Here is a 14,654-nt window from a genome sequence, read left to right on the forward strand (position 1 = left end):
ATGGGTTGTTTCGAATCAGCCCGCGGTTTCAACCGCGGGACCATTGAAGCGACCGAGCCGTCGGAACGCCGAACCGTCGGAACGCCGAACCGGTTCAATGGTTTTGGGACCTTAGCCTACGAACACGGTTTTGGTGGTGCAGAAATCCTTGATTCCGGCCTCCGACAATTCCCGCCCATAGCCCGATTTTTTCACCCCGCCAATTGGCAGACGGGAATCCGAACGAACGACAGCGTTGATGAACACACTGCCTGCTTCGAGCCGGCGGCTCAGGCGTTCGGCGCGGGCAATGTCGCCAGTCCAGATGGCGGCGCTGAGGCCGTAGCGCGACTGGTTGGCAAGCCGGATAGCCTCCTCTTCGTCCGCGACCTCGGTGATGGCGGCAATCGGCCCGAAGGTTTCTTCCCGAAACACCACCGAATCCGGCCCCACATTGTCCAGCAGCGTTGGCTCGAAATTGCAATCCCGCCGTTTGCCCCCCACCAGCAGCGTGGCGCCTTCCGACAGGGCCGTTTGCAACTGTTTTTCCAGATTTTCGGCCAGATCCAACCGGGCCAGCGGCCCCATTTTGACCTCCGCCGCCGTCGGGTCGCCCTGTTGCAGCCCGGCGATCAGGGCTTTCACTTTTTCGGTGAAGGCCGGTTTGACCGCTTTTTCCACCAGAAACCGCTTGGCGGCAATGCAGACCTGGCCCGCATTCATCATCCGGGACTGTACGGCGGCCTCCGCGGCCTTGTCCAGATCAGCGTCGGCCAGCACAATCAGCGGGTCGCTGCCGCCCAGTTCCAGCACCGATTTTTTGATATTTTTTCCGGCCAATGCCGCCACCGACGAACCGGCCCGTTCGCTGCCGGTGAGCGTCACCATGCCTACCCGGTCGTCAGCGAGCAGCCGTTCGACGGCGTCGGTGTCCGCGATGAGCGCCTGAAAAATGCCTTCGGGGAAGCCCGCCGCCCGGTAGGCTTTTTCGATCGCCAGCGCGCAGCCAAACACGTTCGGCGCGTGTTTCAGCAGGGTGACATTTCCGGCCATCAGCGCCGGCACCGAGTATCGGAACACCTGCCAGAACGGAAAATTCCAGGGCATGACGGCCAGCACCACCCCGACCGGTTCGTACACGACCCGGCTCCGCTGGGCATCGGTCGGAATATCCTCGGGCTGTAGCAATCGCTCGGCCTGCTCGGCGTAGTAATCGCACTGACCGGCGCATTTGTCGATTTCTCCCAGCGATTCTGCCCGGATTTTGCCCATTTCGGCGGTAATGAGGTCGGCGAGTTCGTCCTTGTGCGTGCGCAGATACGCGCCCAGATTTTTGAAGAACTGGCCCCGGTCGGCAAACGACAGCTCCCGCCAGTGGCTCTGGGCCGTAACCGCCTGCGCCAGTTTGGTTTCGATCTGCGGCGGCGTCTCCTCGGTAAATTCCTGAATAACGTCGAGCGTAAAAGGATTGATGCTTTTAAATTGCTTCATAAGAAAAGGGGTTGGATCGCGACCCGGGTCGCGATCCCCATTAAATCAGCTGACGTACCACCCCAGCGGGGCTTCGTCGAGATACACATTGATTTGTTTCGTTTCCAGATAGGCGTCGATGCCGTACTTGCCTAGCTCCCGACCGATGCCGCTTTTCTTGTAACCGCCCCAGGGCAGTTCGTTGAACGTCGGATGGTAGTTATTGATCCAGGTAATGCCCGCCCGGATTTGCCGGATGACGCGGTGCCCCCGGCTGATGTCTCTGGTAAAGACGCCCGCGGCCAGCCCATACTCTGTATCATTCGCCAGTCTGACGGCTTCTTCTTCCGTATCAAACGGAATAACTGCCAGCACGGGTCCGAAGATTTCTTCCCGGGCAATTTTCATGTCTGGGGTAACATCGGTAAAAATGGTCGGCTCCACGAAATTTCCCTGCGCAAAGGTTTCTCCTTCCGGACGTTTGCCACCGGTCAGCAGCGTAGCGCCCTCCGCTTTGCCGATTTCGATATAGCTTTCCACTTTTTCGCGGTGCTCGGCTGATACCAGCGGCCCCATCCGAACGTCGGCCGCAAGACCGTGCCCCAGTTTGATGCTCCGGGCAATGTCGGCCACGCGGCCCACAAATTCGTCGTGCACCGACCGTTCGACCAGCAGCCGCGAGCCCGCCGAGCAGACTTCGCCCTGGTTGGCAAAAGCCGCGAAGGCGACCCATTCGGCGGCGTTAGTCAGGTCGGCGTCGGCAAAAACGACAACCGGATTTTTGCCGCCAAGTTCAAGCGTGACCCGCTTGATGTTCCGGGCCGCCGCCTGCATAATCAGGCTGCCCGTATCGGTGCCGCCGGTAAAGGCAATCTTGTCCACATCCGGATGGGCCGACAGCGCCGCCCCGGCCACCTCGCCAGCGCCGGTGACGATGTTGACGACCCCCGGCGGAAAATCCAGGCTGGTGATGAGTCGGCCCAGTTCGAGGGCGCTCAGGGGCGTCAGTTCCGACGGTTTGAGCACGACCGTACAGCCCGCCGCCAGGGCCGGAGCCAGTTTCCAGGCGGCCATCATGAGCGGGTAGTTCCAGGGAATGATCTGGGCGGCGACGCCTACGGGTTCGCGCACCACCATACTCAGCATGTTCATCGGCACGGGCACGGTTTCGCCCATGACTTTGGTAGCCAGTCCGGCGTAGTATTCAAAGCAGGCCGCCGAATCGCTGACGTCGGCTTCGGCTTCGGCCAGCGGTTTGCCGTTGTTGCGGGTATCGAGTTCGGCCAGGCGGGCGGCGTTTTCCCGAATGGAGGCGGCCAGCGCCAGCAGGAGTTTTGCCCGGTTCTGGGCGTTGTCGTCGGCCTTCCAGGTGCCTTCGTCGAACGCTTTCCGGGCGGCGGCCACGGCCCGGTCCACGTCTTCGGCGGTGGCTTCGGGGACCGTGGCGAGTACGTCGCCGTTCCCGGGGTCGGTGATGGTGCGGGTGCCGCCGTCTGAGGCCCCGACCCACTCGCCGTTGATGAGCATCGCATACGAGGCCGGGCCGGATTGCGGGCGGGGAGTGCTATCCGCCGCCGCGGTGCCAATTTCTAAGGTATCCATGACTTTGTTGTTGGGATTGTCAACGTGGTTAAGCCAGATTGATTTTGGGTTGAAAGCCTGATCCTGTCGGGCGCTATTCTTCCGCCAGGGTCGCTTTTTCGACGGGCCAGTTTAAAAAGACCTCCGAACAGTCTTCCAGTGCTCCAACGGCGTCGGGCCGAACGGAAACATCTACCTTATCCCCGGTTTCGGTCAGTTCGCAGTGGATTTTCCACTGATGGCCCAGAAACGTCCGGCCGGTCAGCCGGGCGGGCAGGGCAAATCCGTCGGCGGGCCGCTGTCGATGAATCAGAACGTGCTCCGGACGGATAAAGAGGAAGGCTTTTCCGGGCGGGACGACTGCCGCCTCCGCCACCGGAACGGGCACCGACCCTTTTCGCAGATGCCGGCCGTCGAAGTCGCCGGAGAGCGTGTTGTTTTCGCCGATAAAATCGGCCACAAAGCGCGTTCGGGGATGATCGTACACCGTTTGCGGGTCGTCCAGCTGTTCGATGACGCCCCGGTTCATGACCGCAATCCGGTCCGACATGGTCAGCGCCTCCTCCTGGTCGTGGGTGACAAAGACGAACGTGATGCCCAACTGCTGGTGCAGGTTTTTCAGTTCCTGCTGCATCTGCTTTCGCAGTTTCAGGTCGAGGGCGGCCAGCGGCTCGTCCAGCAGCAGGACTTTAGGCCGGTTTACGATGGCGCGGGCCAGGGCAATCCGCTGCTGCTGCCCGCCGGAGAGTTCCTTCGGTTTGCGGGTTTCGAAGGTTTCCATGCGCACCATTGCCAGTCCCTGCCGGACCAGCCCGGCAATCTCCGTTTTGCCCAACCCTTTCTGTTTCAGACCAAAGGCGACGTTGTCGAAGACGCTCAGATGCGGAAAAAGGGCGTAGTTCTGAAAAACGGTATTGACGTTCCGACGGTAGGGCGGCCGGTCCGTGATGTCCTCGCCATCGAGCAGCACCCGCCCGGCCGTAGGCGCTTCGAAGCCCGCAATCATCCGCAGCAGCGTGGTTTTCCCGCAGCCGCTCGGGCCGAGCAGCGTCAGGAATTCGCCCCGGTGAATCGCCAGATCGAGTGAAGGAATCACCCGGTTGGAACCGAATGATTTTTCAATGCGCTCCAGCCGGACCAGGTAGTCCGCGGGCGGGCCGGGAGGCAAAACCGTTGAAACGGTTGGATTGGTTGCGTTCATCGTCGTTTCCGGCCCACGGTTTAAACCGTGGGCTATGGCATGGTTATCAATACCTTTGAACACTAACTCACGGTTTAAACCGTAGGCTAGGAAACGGTTATCATTACGTGGTCCGTTCGTCCCCAGTCCACGGTTTAAACCGTGGGTTTGGAAATGGTTGATGGTCATTCCGCGAACCGTTAAAACGGTTTACGCTCCGGCAATCGGCCGCGTCTCCCGTTCTCCGTACCGCACCGTCAGCAGCAGAGCCAGCAGCGAAAGGGCAAAAATCACCGTCGAAATGGCGTTTACTTCCGGCGTAATGCCCCGGCGCATCATCGTGTAAATTTCAATCGGCAGCGTGTTGTCCCGCGCAATGAGGAAAAACGTCACCGGAATTTCGTCCAGCGACAGCGTGAACGACAGCAGCGCCGCGCCGATCAGGGCCGTCCGGATATTGGGCAGCACCACCCGAAAAAAAGCCTGCACGGGCGTGGCCCCCAGGTCGGCGGCGGCTTCTTCCAGAAAAGGGTCCAGCCGTTTGAGCCGGGCATATACCTGCGTCAGCACAATGCAGATCAGGAAGGTGGTGTGCCCGATGGTCACGGCGGTCAGCGAAATCGGGATGCCCAGCAGCGGAAAAAACGACAGCATCGCCACGCCCGTCAGGATGCCCGGCAGCGTGATCGGCAGTAGCATCACCCGTTCGAAGAACCGTTTCAGCCGGAAGTCATATTGCTGCATCGCCAGCGCGCCCGTCACGCCAATCACCAGCGCCACGACCGTTCCGCAGACCGCCACCAGTAAGCTGATTTTCAGCGCCTGCTGCAGGGATTCGTTCTGCGTCATGATGCCGTACCATTTCAGCGAAAAGCCCCGCATCGGAAACGAGTTGACCGTATCTGGATTGAACGAATACAGCACGACCATCCCCATCGGAAAGTAAAGAAAGGTCATTACCCCCAGCGCCGCCGCGCCGATCAGCCCGTTCAGCAGATTGACCGAAGACGGCCGAGCCGTCAGGCGCACGTCGTCCGCCGCCGTTTCGGAATCTATTGCCGGTGAAATCCTGGTTTGCATACGCTCTTTTTTTACGCTCGGGCTGATTCCAGACTCGAAAACCGTTTTTCCGCCCGGCTCGACAACTCCAGCACCGCCAGCACCACCAACAGCAGCACAATGCCGATGGCCGACCCCAGCGGTTTGTCGTTCGACGTGCCGAACATATTCTGAAAAATCGTGGAGATAAACAGCGTATCCGGCCCACCGAGCAGAATCGGCGCGAGAAAATCCCCCAGCGAAAGCACAAAAGCGAACGTCCCGCCCGCAATGATACCCGGCAGACTTAGCGGAAAGACCACCTTCCGGAAGGTCGTCCAGCGGCCCGCCCCCAAGTCTTTCGAAGCCTCCACCAGCGCCCGCGGAATCTGCTCAAAAGCGGTATACACCGGCATCAGCACAAAGGGCGTGTAGATATGGACCATGCAGATGAACACCGCCACATCGCTGTACAGCAGGACGCGGATGGGCTCGTCTGTCAGACCCACGTACCGCAGAGCCGAGTTCAGGACGCCCTCCTCCCCCAGGATGATTTTCCAGGCATACGCCCGCACAATGTAGCTCACCCAGAGCGGCAGGATAATGAGCGTGTACAGCAGCGTTTTGTTGCGGGTCGCCTTGAAAGCGATGTAGTAGGCCAGCGGCAGACTCAGCAGCAGACAACCCAGCATCACCGCCGCCGCCAGGGCAAACGTCTTTCCCAGCGTGCCGTAATAGAGCGGACCCGTCGCAAAACGCCGGTAGGAGTCCAGCGAAAAGCCCGGTTGCAGCAGTCCGAAATCATCCACGGTATAGAAGCTCTGCACCAGCACCCGCGCGTACGGCAGCATCAGAAATGCCACCATCCACAGCGCCAGCGGAGCGAAGAGGAGCCAGAAACGGGTCGGGAGGCGGAGCATGGGGGAATTTTGAATGATTGAATGACTGAATGACTGATAGGCGGGCCGCCGTGGTGGTTAAACTTTGAATGATTGAATGATTGATAGGTTGGCTTTGCCGGATGCAAACCCCATGCGGAGCCAACCTATCGATCATTCAGTCATTCGTTTACATCGCTCCGCTTTTCACCTCGTTCCAGACTTCGTTGTACCGCTTCCGGTTTTTGACGTATTGCCAGAAGTTCAGTTTTTCGAAGTAATAGTCGGTGTTGTTCATCTGGGTGATCTCCTGCAGTTCGGGCGACATGAAGCGTCTGGCACCGGGGTGAGCGACCGAGTAGTTGGTGACTTCGCCGACTTTCGCCATGTTTTCCGGACGGGTGATGTAGTCGATCCAGGCTTCGGCCAGTTCCTTGTTCGGCGAGTTTTTGGTGATCATCAGGCGGTCGATCCAGCCCGTGGCGCCTTCCGCGGGGATGAGGCCCTTGACGTTCATGCCGTCTTTTTTGAGCGTCGCCGGGGTCAGCGGCCAGCCGACGGCCAGCACCACCTCCTTGTTTTTCATCAGGTTGTCGAGCTCCCCGGCCGTGACCCAGTACTTGCGGACCTGCGGTTTCAGCTGCATGAGTTTCTTCTTCACCTCGGCCAGCTGCGGTTCGGTCATGTTGTAGATGCCGCCCTTATCGGGTTTGTCGTAACCCAGCAGCATGCCCGCCAGATACAGGCTCGAAATATCGTCCCAGAGCGCCACCTTGCCTTTGTATTCCGGCTTGAAGAACTCATTCCAGCTCTTGGGCTCCGTTTTGATCACGTCGGCATTGTACACCAGATAGTCCGGCCCCCAGGTAAAGGGCACACCATACGTTTCGCCGTTTTTGACGACGTCCTGCATGGCCCGGAGCTTTTCGGCCAGACTGTCGTAGGCGCTGATTCTTTTCAGGTCGATCGGCTGCACCAGGTCGCGTTCGACGAGCGCCTGCGCCATATCGGGCGAGGGCGTCACCAGGTCGTACACCTCCCCGCCGCCGGCCGTCAGTTTCGCGATCAGTTCGTCGGACGAGCCGAAATACGTGCCCTTGACGGTCACGCCGTATTTGTCTTCAAAAGCCTTGGTGAATTTCTTGTCGGCATACCCCTCCCAGCAGAGGATGTTCAGGGTTTTGCCTTTGACATCGGAAGCAAACTTGAATTCGGCATTGTCGCCGGTCGAAGCCGTGGAGTCGGCTTTTTTTTCGCCGCCGCAATTCCAGAACGACGCGGCCAGCGCTACCGTCAGCGCGGAAAGGAGGAGTTTTTTCATGTGGGTAAGCGGTTTGTTGGAATGTATGGATAGATAAGCGTAATCCAGGTAAACGCGGCACTTTCCACCCTCGCGGGCTTACTTCCGAATCAGCGACAGCTCCGGCTGCCCCCACTTATACACTTTCAGATACATCACCGTTTCCGTCTTCCGAACCCCCTCAATCCGGTGCAGGGTATTATTCATCAGGTCGAGCAGGTGGTTGTTGTCCCGACACATCACGTTGACTTCCAGGTCGTATTCGCCCGTGCGCATCGCCAGAAAACTCACTTCCGGCAGTTCGGCGATTTTCCGGGCCACGCGGGGTACGCCCTCCACGCTTTCTACCTGCACAAAAATGGCCGCGTACGAGTTGAAGCCCACCTTGTTGGGGTCCACCCGGCCGATGATCTTCAGCACACCTTTTTCCACCAGGTTCATGTACCGCTTGCTGACCGTACTCACCGCCACGCCCAGCTTTTTGGCCAGGTCCGAAAAGGACTCCCGCCCGTCGCGCTGCAGCGACTGCATGATCTGGAAATCCGTTTCGTCGGGAATGTACGTTTCGGCTGGCTGAACCTCGGCTCCGTTCATGAACTGTTTTTCACAAAGAATAAAAACAGATTTTCGATTGTCAAGACGTATATCGAAAATTTTTCGACCGGCCGACCTCTGCTGAAAATATTTTTCGCAAAAACAAAAAGTCCGTACCCGGCGGGAGCGGATACGGACGTCTCGGGGCTTTCGTCTGGGTTACTCGGCCCGCACTTCGCCTTTGATGGTCAGAAACGTAGTACCGCCTTCGGCGTTCGACTCAACCGTGACGGTTTTGTTGAAAGCGCCCGGCGAAGCGGCATTGAAAGTGGCCTTGATTTTTCCCTCCCGGCCCGGCATGACCGGTTCTTTCGGGAACTCTACCCCGGTGCAGCCGCAGGAGCCTTTGGCATTGGTGATGATGAGCGGGGCCTGCCCCCGGTTCTGAAAGACGAACTCGGCCACCACCGGCTTGCCGAGTTTGATCCGGCCAAAATCATGGGTGGTTTCGGTCCATTTGAAAGCGGCGGTCATGGAACCGGCCAGCAGCAGGGCAGCGGCCGTGAGCCAGAGTACGGAGGTGATGATCAGGATGCGTTTCATGGGATTTGTGTTTAACGGTTCGGCCATAGCCGGTTTGGTTTACGGAAACAAAGGTATGGGCTGGCCCTGCGGGGGCTTGTTAACGGCTCGCTAATAATTGTTAATGAGATGTTAACGGGTTGACGGAAAGCCGGGGGCGGTTAAATTTGCAGAGACTTAAACCGCCAACCTCCCATGTCCCGACGGGTAATCCGCACGCTGCTGGTGCTGTCTGTTATCTCCATCATCGGCATTCTGACTATGCAGACGCTCTGGGTCGTCAAAGCCTATCGCCTGGGCGAACGGCAGTTCCGGCAGACGGCCTTTATCGCCTTGCAGGATGTGGCCGAGCAGGTCGCCCGCCTCAACCGCGTCACGCTGGGCTGCGACGCCGTTTCCCAGCTTTCGTCGGACTATTTTATCGTCAATACCCACTCGCCGGTCGATCCCGTTACGCTGGAACACTTCATCACCCAGTCGCTGCGGCAGCACAACCTGATTACGGATTTTGAATACGGCATTTACAGTTGCGAAAGCAACCGAATGATCTACGGCAACTACGTCAGCCCGCAGGTCCATGCGCGGCGGACGGCCTCGGCCCTGCCCCTGCTCCAAACGCCGGAGTTTACCTACCACTTCGGCATCCGGTTTCCGAACCAGGCCCGGTTCATCGCCTCGGGACTCGACAACTTCATCATCTCCACGGTGGCGGTGCTGCTGGTGGTCCTTTTCTTCGGCTACACCCTGTTCATCGTGCTGCGGCAGCGGCGGCTGGCTGATGTCCAGCAGGATTTTATCAACAACATCACCCACGAGCTGCAAACCCCGGTTTCCACCATTCGGATCGCCGCCGACGTGCTGCGCTCGGAAGGCATCGCCGAACAGCCCGAGCGGCTGAAACAGTACGCCCGGGTGCTGCACGAAGAAAGTCTGCGGCTCCAGAAACAGGTGCAGGACGTGCTCCAGCTGGCCCGGTCCGAACGGATGCGGTTCGCCCTTAACCCGCAGGAGGTCGATCTGCACGACACGCTGCGCCGGCTCGCGGCGCTGTACCAGCCGCACGTCATTCTGCAACTGGACGCGCCCAGCCCCGTCATTCAGGCCGATCCGTATCATCTCGAAAATATCATCCGGAACCTGCTGGACAATGCCGTCAAGTACTGTACCGGCACTCCCTGCATCACCATCCGCACCCGCAACGAAGGCAACCAGCTCCTGTGGTCGGTGCGCGACAACGGCATTGGTATCGCGCAGGAGTACCACGAAAAGGTGTTCCGGCAGTTTTTCCGGATTCCGACCGACCGGATGCACACGGTAAAAGGCTTTGGCATCGGGCTTTATTACGTCCGGAAAGTGATTCAGGCGCACCGCTGGCAAATCCGGCTGCAAAGCGAAGAAGGAAAAGGCAGTGAATTCGTGATTGTTTCGATTTAAGACCATGTCCGCACCCCGAGCCCGCATTCTGTACGTGGAAGACGACGTCAATCTGAGCTTTGTTACGAAAGATAACCTCGAACTGGCCCAGTTTCAGGTGGAGCACCACACCAGCGGACTCGAAGCCTGGGCGGCTTTCGGGCAGAACACCTACGACCTCTGCATTCTGGACGTGATGCTTCCCGGCTCGGACGGCTTCGAGCTGGCCCGCCGCATCCGCGAAAACGACACCCAGGTTCCGATCCTGTTTCTCAGCGCCTTATCCGATAAAGACAACCGACTGAAAGGCTTCCGGCTGGGCGGCGACGACTACCTGACCAAGCCCTTCAGCATTGAGGAACTGCTGCTGAAAATCGACGTTTTCCTCCGCCGCTGCCGACCGGCCGCCCCGGCCACGGCCCCGCCCTCCGGCCTTGTGCTCGGCCAGTATTGCTTCGACCGGCTCAACCTGACCCTCCGCCGCGGCGACGAGGCCGAGGTGATGACCCACCGGGAAGCCGAGGTGCTGCTGTACCTCTACGAACGCCGCAACACCACGGTCCGGCGCGACGATATCCTGCGGGACATCTGGGGCGACAACGATTACTTCATGGGCCGCAGCCTCGACGTCTTCATCTCGCGGCTCCGCAAGCGCCTGCGCCACGATCCGGCCCTGCGAATCGAGAATCACCACGGCGTCGGCTTCCGATTTCTCTGCTGACCGTTTCCCCTCAATTTGTGCCGCGAAGCGGGCTTTTTGCCTAAAATAAAGCCTGTCCCCGCGGCGTTTAGTGCTATGTTCTTTTCCTAATTCGGTTATATTTGCGAGATACCTAATTCCGGATAAGCACATCAATACGTAACACAATCCTTACTTTTCAGCATGAAAAAATTCCGTTTTAGTGCGGCCGTTCTGGCGGCTTTAATGACCGGCGGTGCTTTTGCGCAGCAGGGTCCGATTCAGTTTCAGGCCAAAGGCATTCTGGCCCTGTCGGATGCCGACATGACGCCTTCGGCCCTTGTTGATAACAACCTGTACCGCGGGAAAAACAACCGCGACCAGATGACCATCGTGACGTTCCCGCTGAACCGGAACGGGCAGAACATGGCCTCTCTGGGCGTATCCAACTCCGCCGCGCTGTACGACAAAGCCGCCGCGGTCACTCCCAACGGGCGCCTTGCGTTCGTTCTGGAAGGGTACGGACAAATCTCCGACAGCCTCACCACGCTGAAAAACGGCATGAAGGACTATCCCGCCGCCGCCCGCCTGTTCATCGTGGACATGACCCAGCCGCTCAAACCCGCTGTCAAAGTAGCCTCGTTCAGCAGTGCGCCTTCGGCGGTGTCGATGAACCCGCAGGGCACGATGCTCGTCATTGGCTCGGGCGACGCCGGCAAGGAAATCCGTCTGCTGGAATTTGACAACACGGGCAAACCGACCCGCAACCTGACGACGGCCTCGCCCGTTGCCGGACAAAAAATCACCGACCTGGCCTGGCATCCCAGCGGCCAGTTCATCGCCTACACCGTGGCCGGTACCGGCGAAGTGGGCCTGTTGAAAATGACGCTGGACCAGACCAGAAAGCCGACCCTGGCGCCGCACGGCAAAACCGTGAAAGTCGGCACGATGCCCGCTACGGGCCGCTTTACCCCGGACGGGAATTTCTTCATCGTTTCGGACATCAAGAAAGAAGCCAGCGGTCAGGGCGCGGGCAAAGGCGAGATCATGGTGGTGCAGTTCAGCACGGAAGATACGCCGGGTGAACATAAACTGGTCGGCACCACGGCCGCGGGCGAGAGCGCCGAAGCGCTGGCCGTCAGCCCGGATGGTGCTACGCTGGTGGTGGTCAACGCCAACCAGTCGTACCAGCCGTACGGCAATCCGGCGGCGGGCAAAAGCTCCATTTCGGTTTACAGCATCGGCAAAGACGGACAACTGGCGCTGGCCAATGAGTATCCGCTGGAAGGCGTAGCGCCGCAAAGCGTGGATTTCGACAAGAGCGGCAACGCCATCGCCGTTGGGGTATCGGAATACGTCGATTACGGCGACCGCATGGGCGGCATCGAATTCTTCAAAGTCAACAAAGGCGACAAGCCCTCCCTGGAACGCATGCCGGGCAAAATCAGCGTCCCCCGCGGCGTCCACACCGTCAAAGTTTTTTGAGTTAAGAATTAAGAGTTAAGAGCGGTCCGCCGCCGCGGTAAGGCTCCGCCTCGTCAGGTATCTGATGGAGCGGAGCCTTACTTTTAACTCTTAACTTTTAACTCTTAACTTTTAACTCTTAACTTTTAACTCTTAACTGTTTATTGTTTCTCCCACTCGAATACCTTTTTGAATTTTGGTTTCTTCTGCTTGGGTCCTTTGCTTTCGCGGGCGGATGAGGAAGCGACTCCTTCGCCGCGCCGGTTGGACAGCCACCAGCCCGGGCCGTGCATCGAACCTACCAGAACGCCCCGGTACACCACGCCCCCGTGCCGGTGTTCTTTCCGCACATGACAGCTTTTGATCGGGCAGTTGGGGGCCATGCAACTGCTGAGCGCATACAGGCAACCAACGGTCGCCAGAGTCCGGGTTAGAATTCGTAAACGCATACTACAGATTTTCCTGGTAAACGGCAGGAGAGCGGGCTTAGTCTATACTGGTTCAGTAGGATAGTCGAAACGTTACTGTATAGTCCCGTTCGGGCAAAAATTATTCCCAAAAGCATTCGGCCCGTTTCCGCTCCGGCAGGTAGCGCTGTTTTCCATTTCTGGTGTACAGCGTACTCTCTACAGGAGCGAAAACGGGCCGGATGTTAATTTCCGAAAGCCAGACTATATCCCGCGCTAACCAGTTGGCGGGCGGAAGAAGGAGAGACGACCCAATACGCACCGTTATCGCCAATGACGATCCACTGGTTCTCGCCGGTGCTGAAACGAAGGTTGGCGCACTCGATTGCCTGATGCAGCGTCGGGAACTGGGACCGGCGCGCTTCTGACAGGGCAATATCGAGCTTTGTTTGCGAACCAGGCTTACTTATGAACATTCCCTTATAAGTTCGAGTGACCTATATGCAAACTATAGTAACAAATAAACCGGATATACAGGCGATTGTCAAGCAAGATTTATCCAGCGCTTCGTTCGGATGATGACAGGCTTGACACCGGGAAGAAAAAAGGCTGGATTGTAGAGTCTGTTCCCCACTTTGCGGCTGCCGCGTCTACACTATCAGACAAATTTGGGAGGGCGTTTTAAACCATTTTTGTCGCCCCTACTCTAATAACCGACTGATCGACAAACGATTACAAAAACACCTTTCGTATTGAGAATCAGTCTGGTATCAATTTTGGCAGTCATTAAACACAACCAACCTATGAAGCGTATGAAAGTGAGCAGCCATACCCTGAAAGTGAAGGCAGTGGCAATTGCATTAGCCGGCAGTATGCTGTCGGTCGATATGCTGACAAGTTGTAAATCGGTTAAGAACAATACGAATAAAACCCAGCGTGGAGCTGCTATTGGTGCCGGTGCCGGTGCCGTAGCGGGCGGCGTCATTGGTCGTCGGTCCGGTAACACGGCCGTCGGAGCCATTCTGGGAGCCACTGTGGGCGGTGCAGCCGGGGCTTTGATCGGCCGTCGGATGGATAAACAGGCTGAAGAACTGCGGCGGGGCCTCGAAAATGCCCGCGTTGAACGGGTAGGTGAAGGCATCAAGATTACGTTTGATTCTGACCTGCTTTTCGACGTCAATAAATCGGACTTGCAGCCGACGACGAAGAAAAACCTGGATGAACTGGCCGAAACGCTGAAGAAATACGACGACACCAACGTCGTCATCGAAGGCCATGCCGATGCGCAGGGTTCGGATGAATACAACATGAAGCTTTCCGAGCGCCGCGCCAAAGAAGTGGTGAAGTACCTGCAGGGCAAAGGCATTGCCAACAATCGCCTGGAAGAAAAAGGGTACGGCGAGTCGCAGCCGCTGGCTGACAACTCAACCGAAAACGGACGGTCGAAAAACCGCCGGGTCGAGGTAGCCATCTTCGCCAACGACAAGCTCAAGAAAGCCGCCGAAAAAGGCGATCTATAACTTTCGTTCTCCGGAACGAGTCCGCGCAACGGCTTCGCAAAGCCGTTGCGCTTTAAAACACGAACCAATTCACACCAAATAAGATCATGAACGTCAATAACAGCAACAGCGAACTGATAGACCGGCTGAACAAGCTGCTGACCCGTACCCGCGAAGGCGAACGGGGCTACCAGGAAGCTTCTGAAAACGTCAAAGACCCCGAACTGAAAAGCCTGTTTCTGGCTCAGTCGCGGCAGCGCAGCGAATTTGCCATGGAAATCGACCGGGAAATCCGGACGCTTGGCGGCCAGCCCGACGACAGCACCAGCCTGGCTTCGGACCTACACCGCGCCTGGCTGAACCTGAAATCGTCCTTTTCGAGCAACGACGACAAGGCCGTGGTGGAAGAATGCAAGCGCGGCGACGGCGTGGCGGTCGACGACTATAACGATATTTTGCAAAGCACTACCCTGATGGCCAGCAGCCGCGAGCTGCTGCTGCGTCAGAAGGAACGGATCGAGGCCGCGCATGCATCCATGACGCGCCTGGCAAACGTAGTCTAAGTACCAAAAAACAGAGGAGTAATGGAGGTGGGGAGAACAGCCCTTGTTCCACTGGAACAAGGGCTTGTTTTGTAGAAAATAAATAGT

General features: G+C 58.1%; 14 protein-coding genes. 5 read left to right on the forward strand and 9 right to left on the reverse strand.

Translation table 11 applies throughout. The features are described 5' to 3' along the window. Positions 1–111: 111 nt before the first annotated feature. The 8 genes from ORG26_RS05045 to ORG26_RS05080 all read right to left on the reverse strand — a co-directional run bounded on the left by ORG26_RS05045 (position 112) and on the right by ORG26_RS05080 (position 8,563). Positions 112–1,470 (reverse strand): NAD-dependent succinate-semialdehyde dehydrogenase, encoded by a 1,359-nt coding sequence (locus ORG26_RS05045; protein WP_266367438.1) that lies wholly within the window; start codon positions 1,468–1,470, stop codon positions 112–114. A gap of 45 nt (positions 1,471–1,515) precedes the next feature. Continuing rightward, a complete protein-coding gene (locus tag ORG26_RS05050; protein ID WP_266367439.1) occupies positions 1,516–3,051 on the reverse strand; it encodes an aldehyde dehydrogenase family protein in 1,536 nt (511 codons plus the stop codon). Between the two features lie 73 nt (positions 3,052–3,124). Then, positions 3,125–4,231 carry an ABC transporter ATP-binding protein gene (locus tag ORG26_RS05055; protein ID WP_266367440.1) on the reverse strand — a complete coding sequence of 369 codons (1,107 nt, stop codon included), beginning with the start codon at positions 4,229–4,231 and terminating at the stop codon, positions 3,125–3,127. Positions 4,232–4,420: 189 nt separating this feature from the next. Continuing rightward, entirely contained in the window at positions 4,421–5,290 is an 870-nt protein-coding gene (locus tag ORG26_RS05060) for an ABC transporter permease (protein ID WP_266367441.1), read from the reverse strand. 11 nt (positions 5,291–5,301) lie between these two features. Continuing rightward, on the reverse strand, positions 5,302–6,168 hold the full coding sequence (locus ORG26_RS05065) for an ABC transporter permease (protein WP_266367442.1): 867 nt from the start codon (positions 6,166–6,168) through the stop codon (positions 5,302–5,304). Between the two features lie 148 nt (positions 6,169–6,316). Continuing rightward, on the reverse strand, positions 6,317–7,447 hold the full coding sequence (locus tag ORG26_RS05070) for an ABC transporter substrate-binding protein (RefSeq protein ID WP_266367443.1): 1,131 nt from the start codon (positions 7,445–7,447) through the stop codon (positions 6,317–6,319). 78 nt (positions 7,448–7,525) lie between these two features. Next, positions 7,526–8,020, reverse strand: a complete 495-nt coding sequence (locus ORG26_RS05075; protein ID WP_266367444.1) for an Lrp/AsnC family transcriptional regulator — start codon at positions 8,018–8,020, stop codon at positions 7,526–7,528. 159 nt (positions 8,021–8,179) lie between these two features. After that, positions 8,180–8,563 carry a DUF1573 domain-containing protein gene (locus tag ORG26_RS05080; protein ID WP_266367445.1) on the reverse strand — a complete coding sequence of 128 codons (384 nt, stop codon included), beginning with the start codon at positions 8,561–8,563 and terminating at the stop codon, positions 8,180–8,182. Between the two features lie 174 nt (positions 8,564–8,737). On the opposite strand from ORG26_RS05080, the gene ORG26_RS05085 reads away from it, so the two are divergent. The 3 genes from ORG26_RS05085 to ORG26_RS05095 all read left to right on the forward strand — a co-directional run bounded on the left by ORG26_RS05085 (position 8,738) and on the right by ORG26_RS05095 (position 12,119). Next, positions 8,738–9,976, forward strand: coding sequence for a sensor histidine kinase (locus ORG26_RS05085; RefSeq protein WP_266367446.1), 1,239 nt, complete (start codon positions 8,738–8,740; stop codon positions 9,974–9,976). Between the two features lie 4 nt (positions 9,977–9,980). Beyond that, positions 9,981–10,676, forward strand: coding sequence for a response regulator transcription factor (locus ORG26_RS05090; protein ID WP_266367447.1), 696 nt, complete (start codon positions 9,981–9,983; stop codon positions 10,674–10,676). A gap of 162 nt (positions 10,677–10,838) precedes the next feature. After that, positions 10,839–12,119: a beta-propeller fold lactonase family protein gene (locus tag ORG26_RS05095; RefSeq protein WP_266367448.1), complete on the forward strand. Its 1,281-nt coding sequence runs from the start codon at positions 10,839–10,841 to the stop codon at positions 12,117–12,119. Between the two features lie 140 nt (positions 12,120–12,259). Here the strand turns inward: ORG26_RS05095 and ORG26_RS05100 are convergent, their stop codons facing one another. Continuing rightward, positions 12,260–12,547 carry a hypothetical protein gene (locus ORG26_RS05100; protein WP_266367449.1) on the reverse strand — a complete coding sequence of 96 codons (288 nt, stop codon included), beginning with the start codon at positions 12,545–12,547 and terminating at the stop codon, positions 12,260–12,262. 770 nt (positions 12,548–13,317) lie between these two features. Between ORG26_RS05100 and ORG26_RS05105 the strand changes: the two genes are divergently transcribed. Together ORG26_RS05105 and ORG26_RS05110 are read left to right on the forward strand one after the other, a co-directional pair. Then, positions 13,318–14,025, forward strand: coding sequence for a YiaD family glycine zipper/OmpA-like lipoprotein (locus ORG26_RS05105; protein ID WP_407704826.1), 708 nt, complete (start codon positions 13,318–13,320; stop codon positions 14,023–14,025). A gap of 86 nt (positions 14,026–14,111) precedes the next feature. Next, on the forward strand, positions 14,112–14,567 hold the full coding sequence (locus ORG26_RS05110; protein WP_266367451.1) for a ferritin-like domain-containing protein: 456 nt from the start codon (positions 14,112–14,114) through the stop codon (positions 14,565–14,567). The last annotated feature ends 87 nt before the right edge of the window (positions 14,568–14,654 follow it).

Origin of the sequence: Tellurirhabdus rosea (assembly GCF_026278345.1) — a bacterium.
Lineage (GTDB): Bacteria > Bacteroidota > Bacteroidia > Cytophagales > Spirosomataceae > Tellurirhabdus > Tellurirhabdus rosea.

Excerpts from the sequence above, each read along its gene's own strand:
- ORG26_RS05050 (WP_266367439.1), bottom strand. The coding sequence starts at position 3,051 with ATGGATACCTTAGAAATTGGCACCGCGGCGGCGGATAGCACTCCCCGC.
- ORG26_RS05075 (WP_266367444.1), bottom strand. The coding sequence starts at position 8,020 with ATGAACGGAGCCGAGGTTCAGCCAGCCGAAACGTACATTCCCGACGAA.
- ORG26_RS05045 (WP_266367438.1), bottom strand. The coding sequence starts at position 1,470 with ATGAAGCAATTTAAAAGCATCAATCCTTTTACGCTCGACGTTATTCAG.
- ORG26_RS05085 (WP_266367446.1), top strand. The coding sequence starts at position 8,738 with ATGTCCCGACGGGTAATCCGCACGCTGCTGGTGCTGTCTGTTATCTCC.
- ORG26_RS05060 (WP_266367441.1), bottom strand. The coding sequence starts at position 5,290 with ATGCAAACCAGGATTTCACCGGCAATAGATTCCGAAACGGCGGCGGAC.
- ORG26_RS05065 (WP_266367442.1), bottom strand. The coding sequence starts at position 6,168 with ATGCTCCGCCTCCCGACCCGTTTCTGGCTCCTCTTCGCTCCGCTGGCG.
- ORG26_RS05055 (WP_266367440.1), bottom strand. The coding sequence starts at position 4,231 with ATGAACGCAACCAATCCAACCGTTTCAACGGTTTTGCCTCCCGGCCCG.
- ORG26_RS05110 (WP_266367451.1), top strand. The coding sequence starts at position 14,112 with ATGAACGTCAATAACAGCAACAGCGAACTGATAGACCGGCTGAACAAG.
- ORG26_RS05100 (WP_266367449.1), bottom strand. The coding sequence starts at position 12,547 with ATGCGTTTACGAATTCTAACCCGGACTCTGGCGACCGTTGGTTGCCTG.
- ORG26_RS05090 (WP_266367447.1), top strand. The coding sequence starts at position 9,981 with ATGTCCGCACCCCGAGCCCGCATTCTGTACGTGGAAGACGACGTCAAT.
- ORG26_RS05080 (WP_266367445.1), bottom strand. The coding sequence starts at position 8,563 with ATGAAACGCATCCTGATCATCACCTCCGTACTCTGGCTCACGGCCGCT.
- ORG26_RS05095 (WP_266367448.1), top strand. The coding sequence starts at position 10,839 with ATGAAAAAATTCCGTTTTAGTGCGGCCGTTCTGGCGGCTTTAATGACC.
- ORG26_RS05105 (WP_407704826.1), top strand. The coding sequence starts at position 13,318 with ATGAAAGTGAGCAGCCATACCCTGAAAGTGAAGGCAGTGGCAATTGCA.
- ORG26_RS05070 (WP_266367443.1), bottom strand. The coding sequence starts at position 7,447 with ATGAAAAAACTCCTCCTTTCCGCGCTGACGGTAGCGCTGGCCGCGTCG.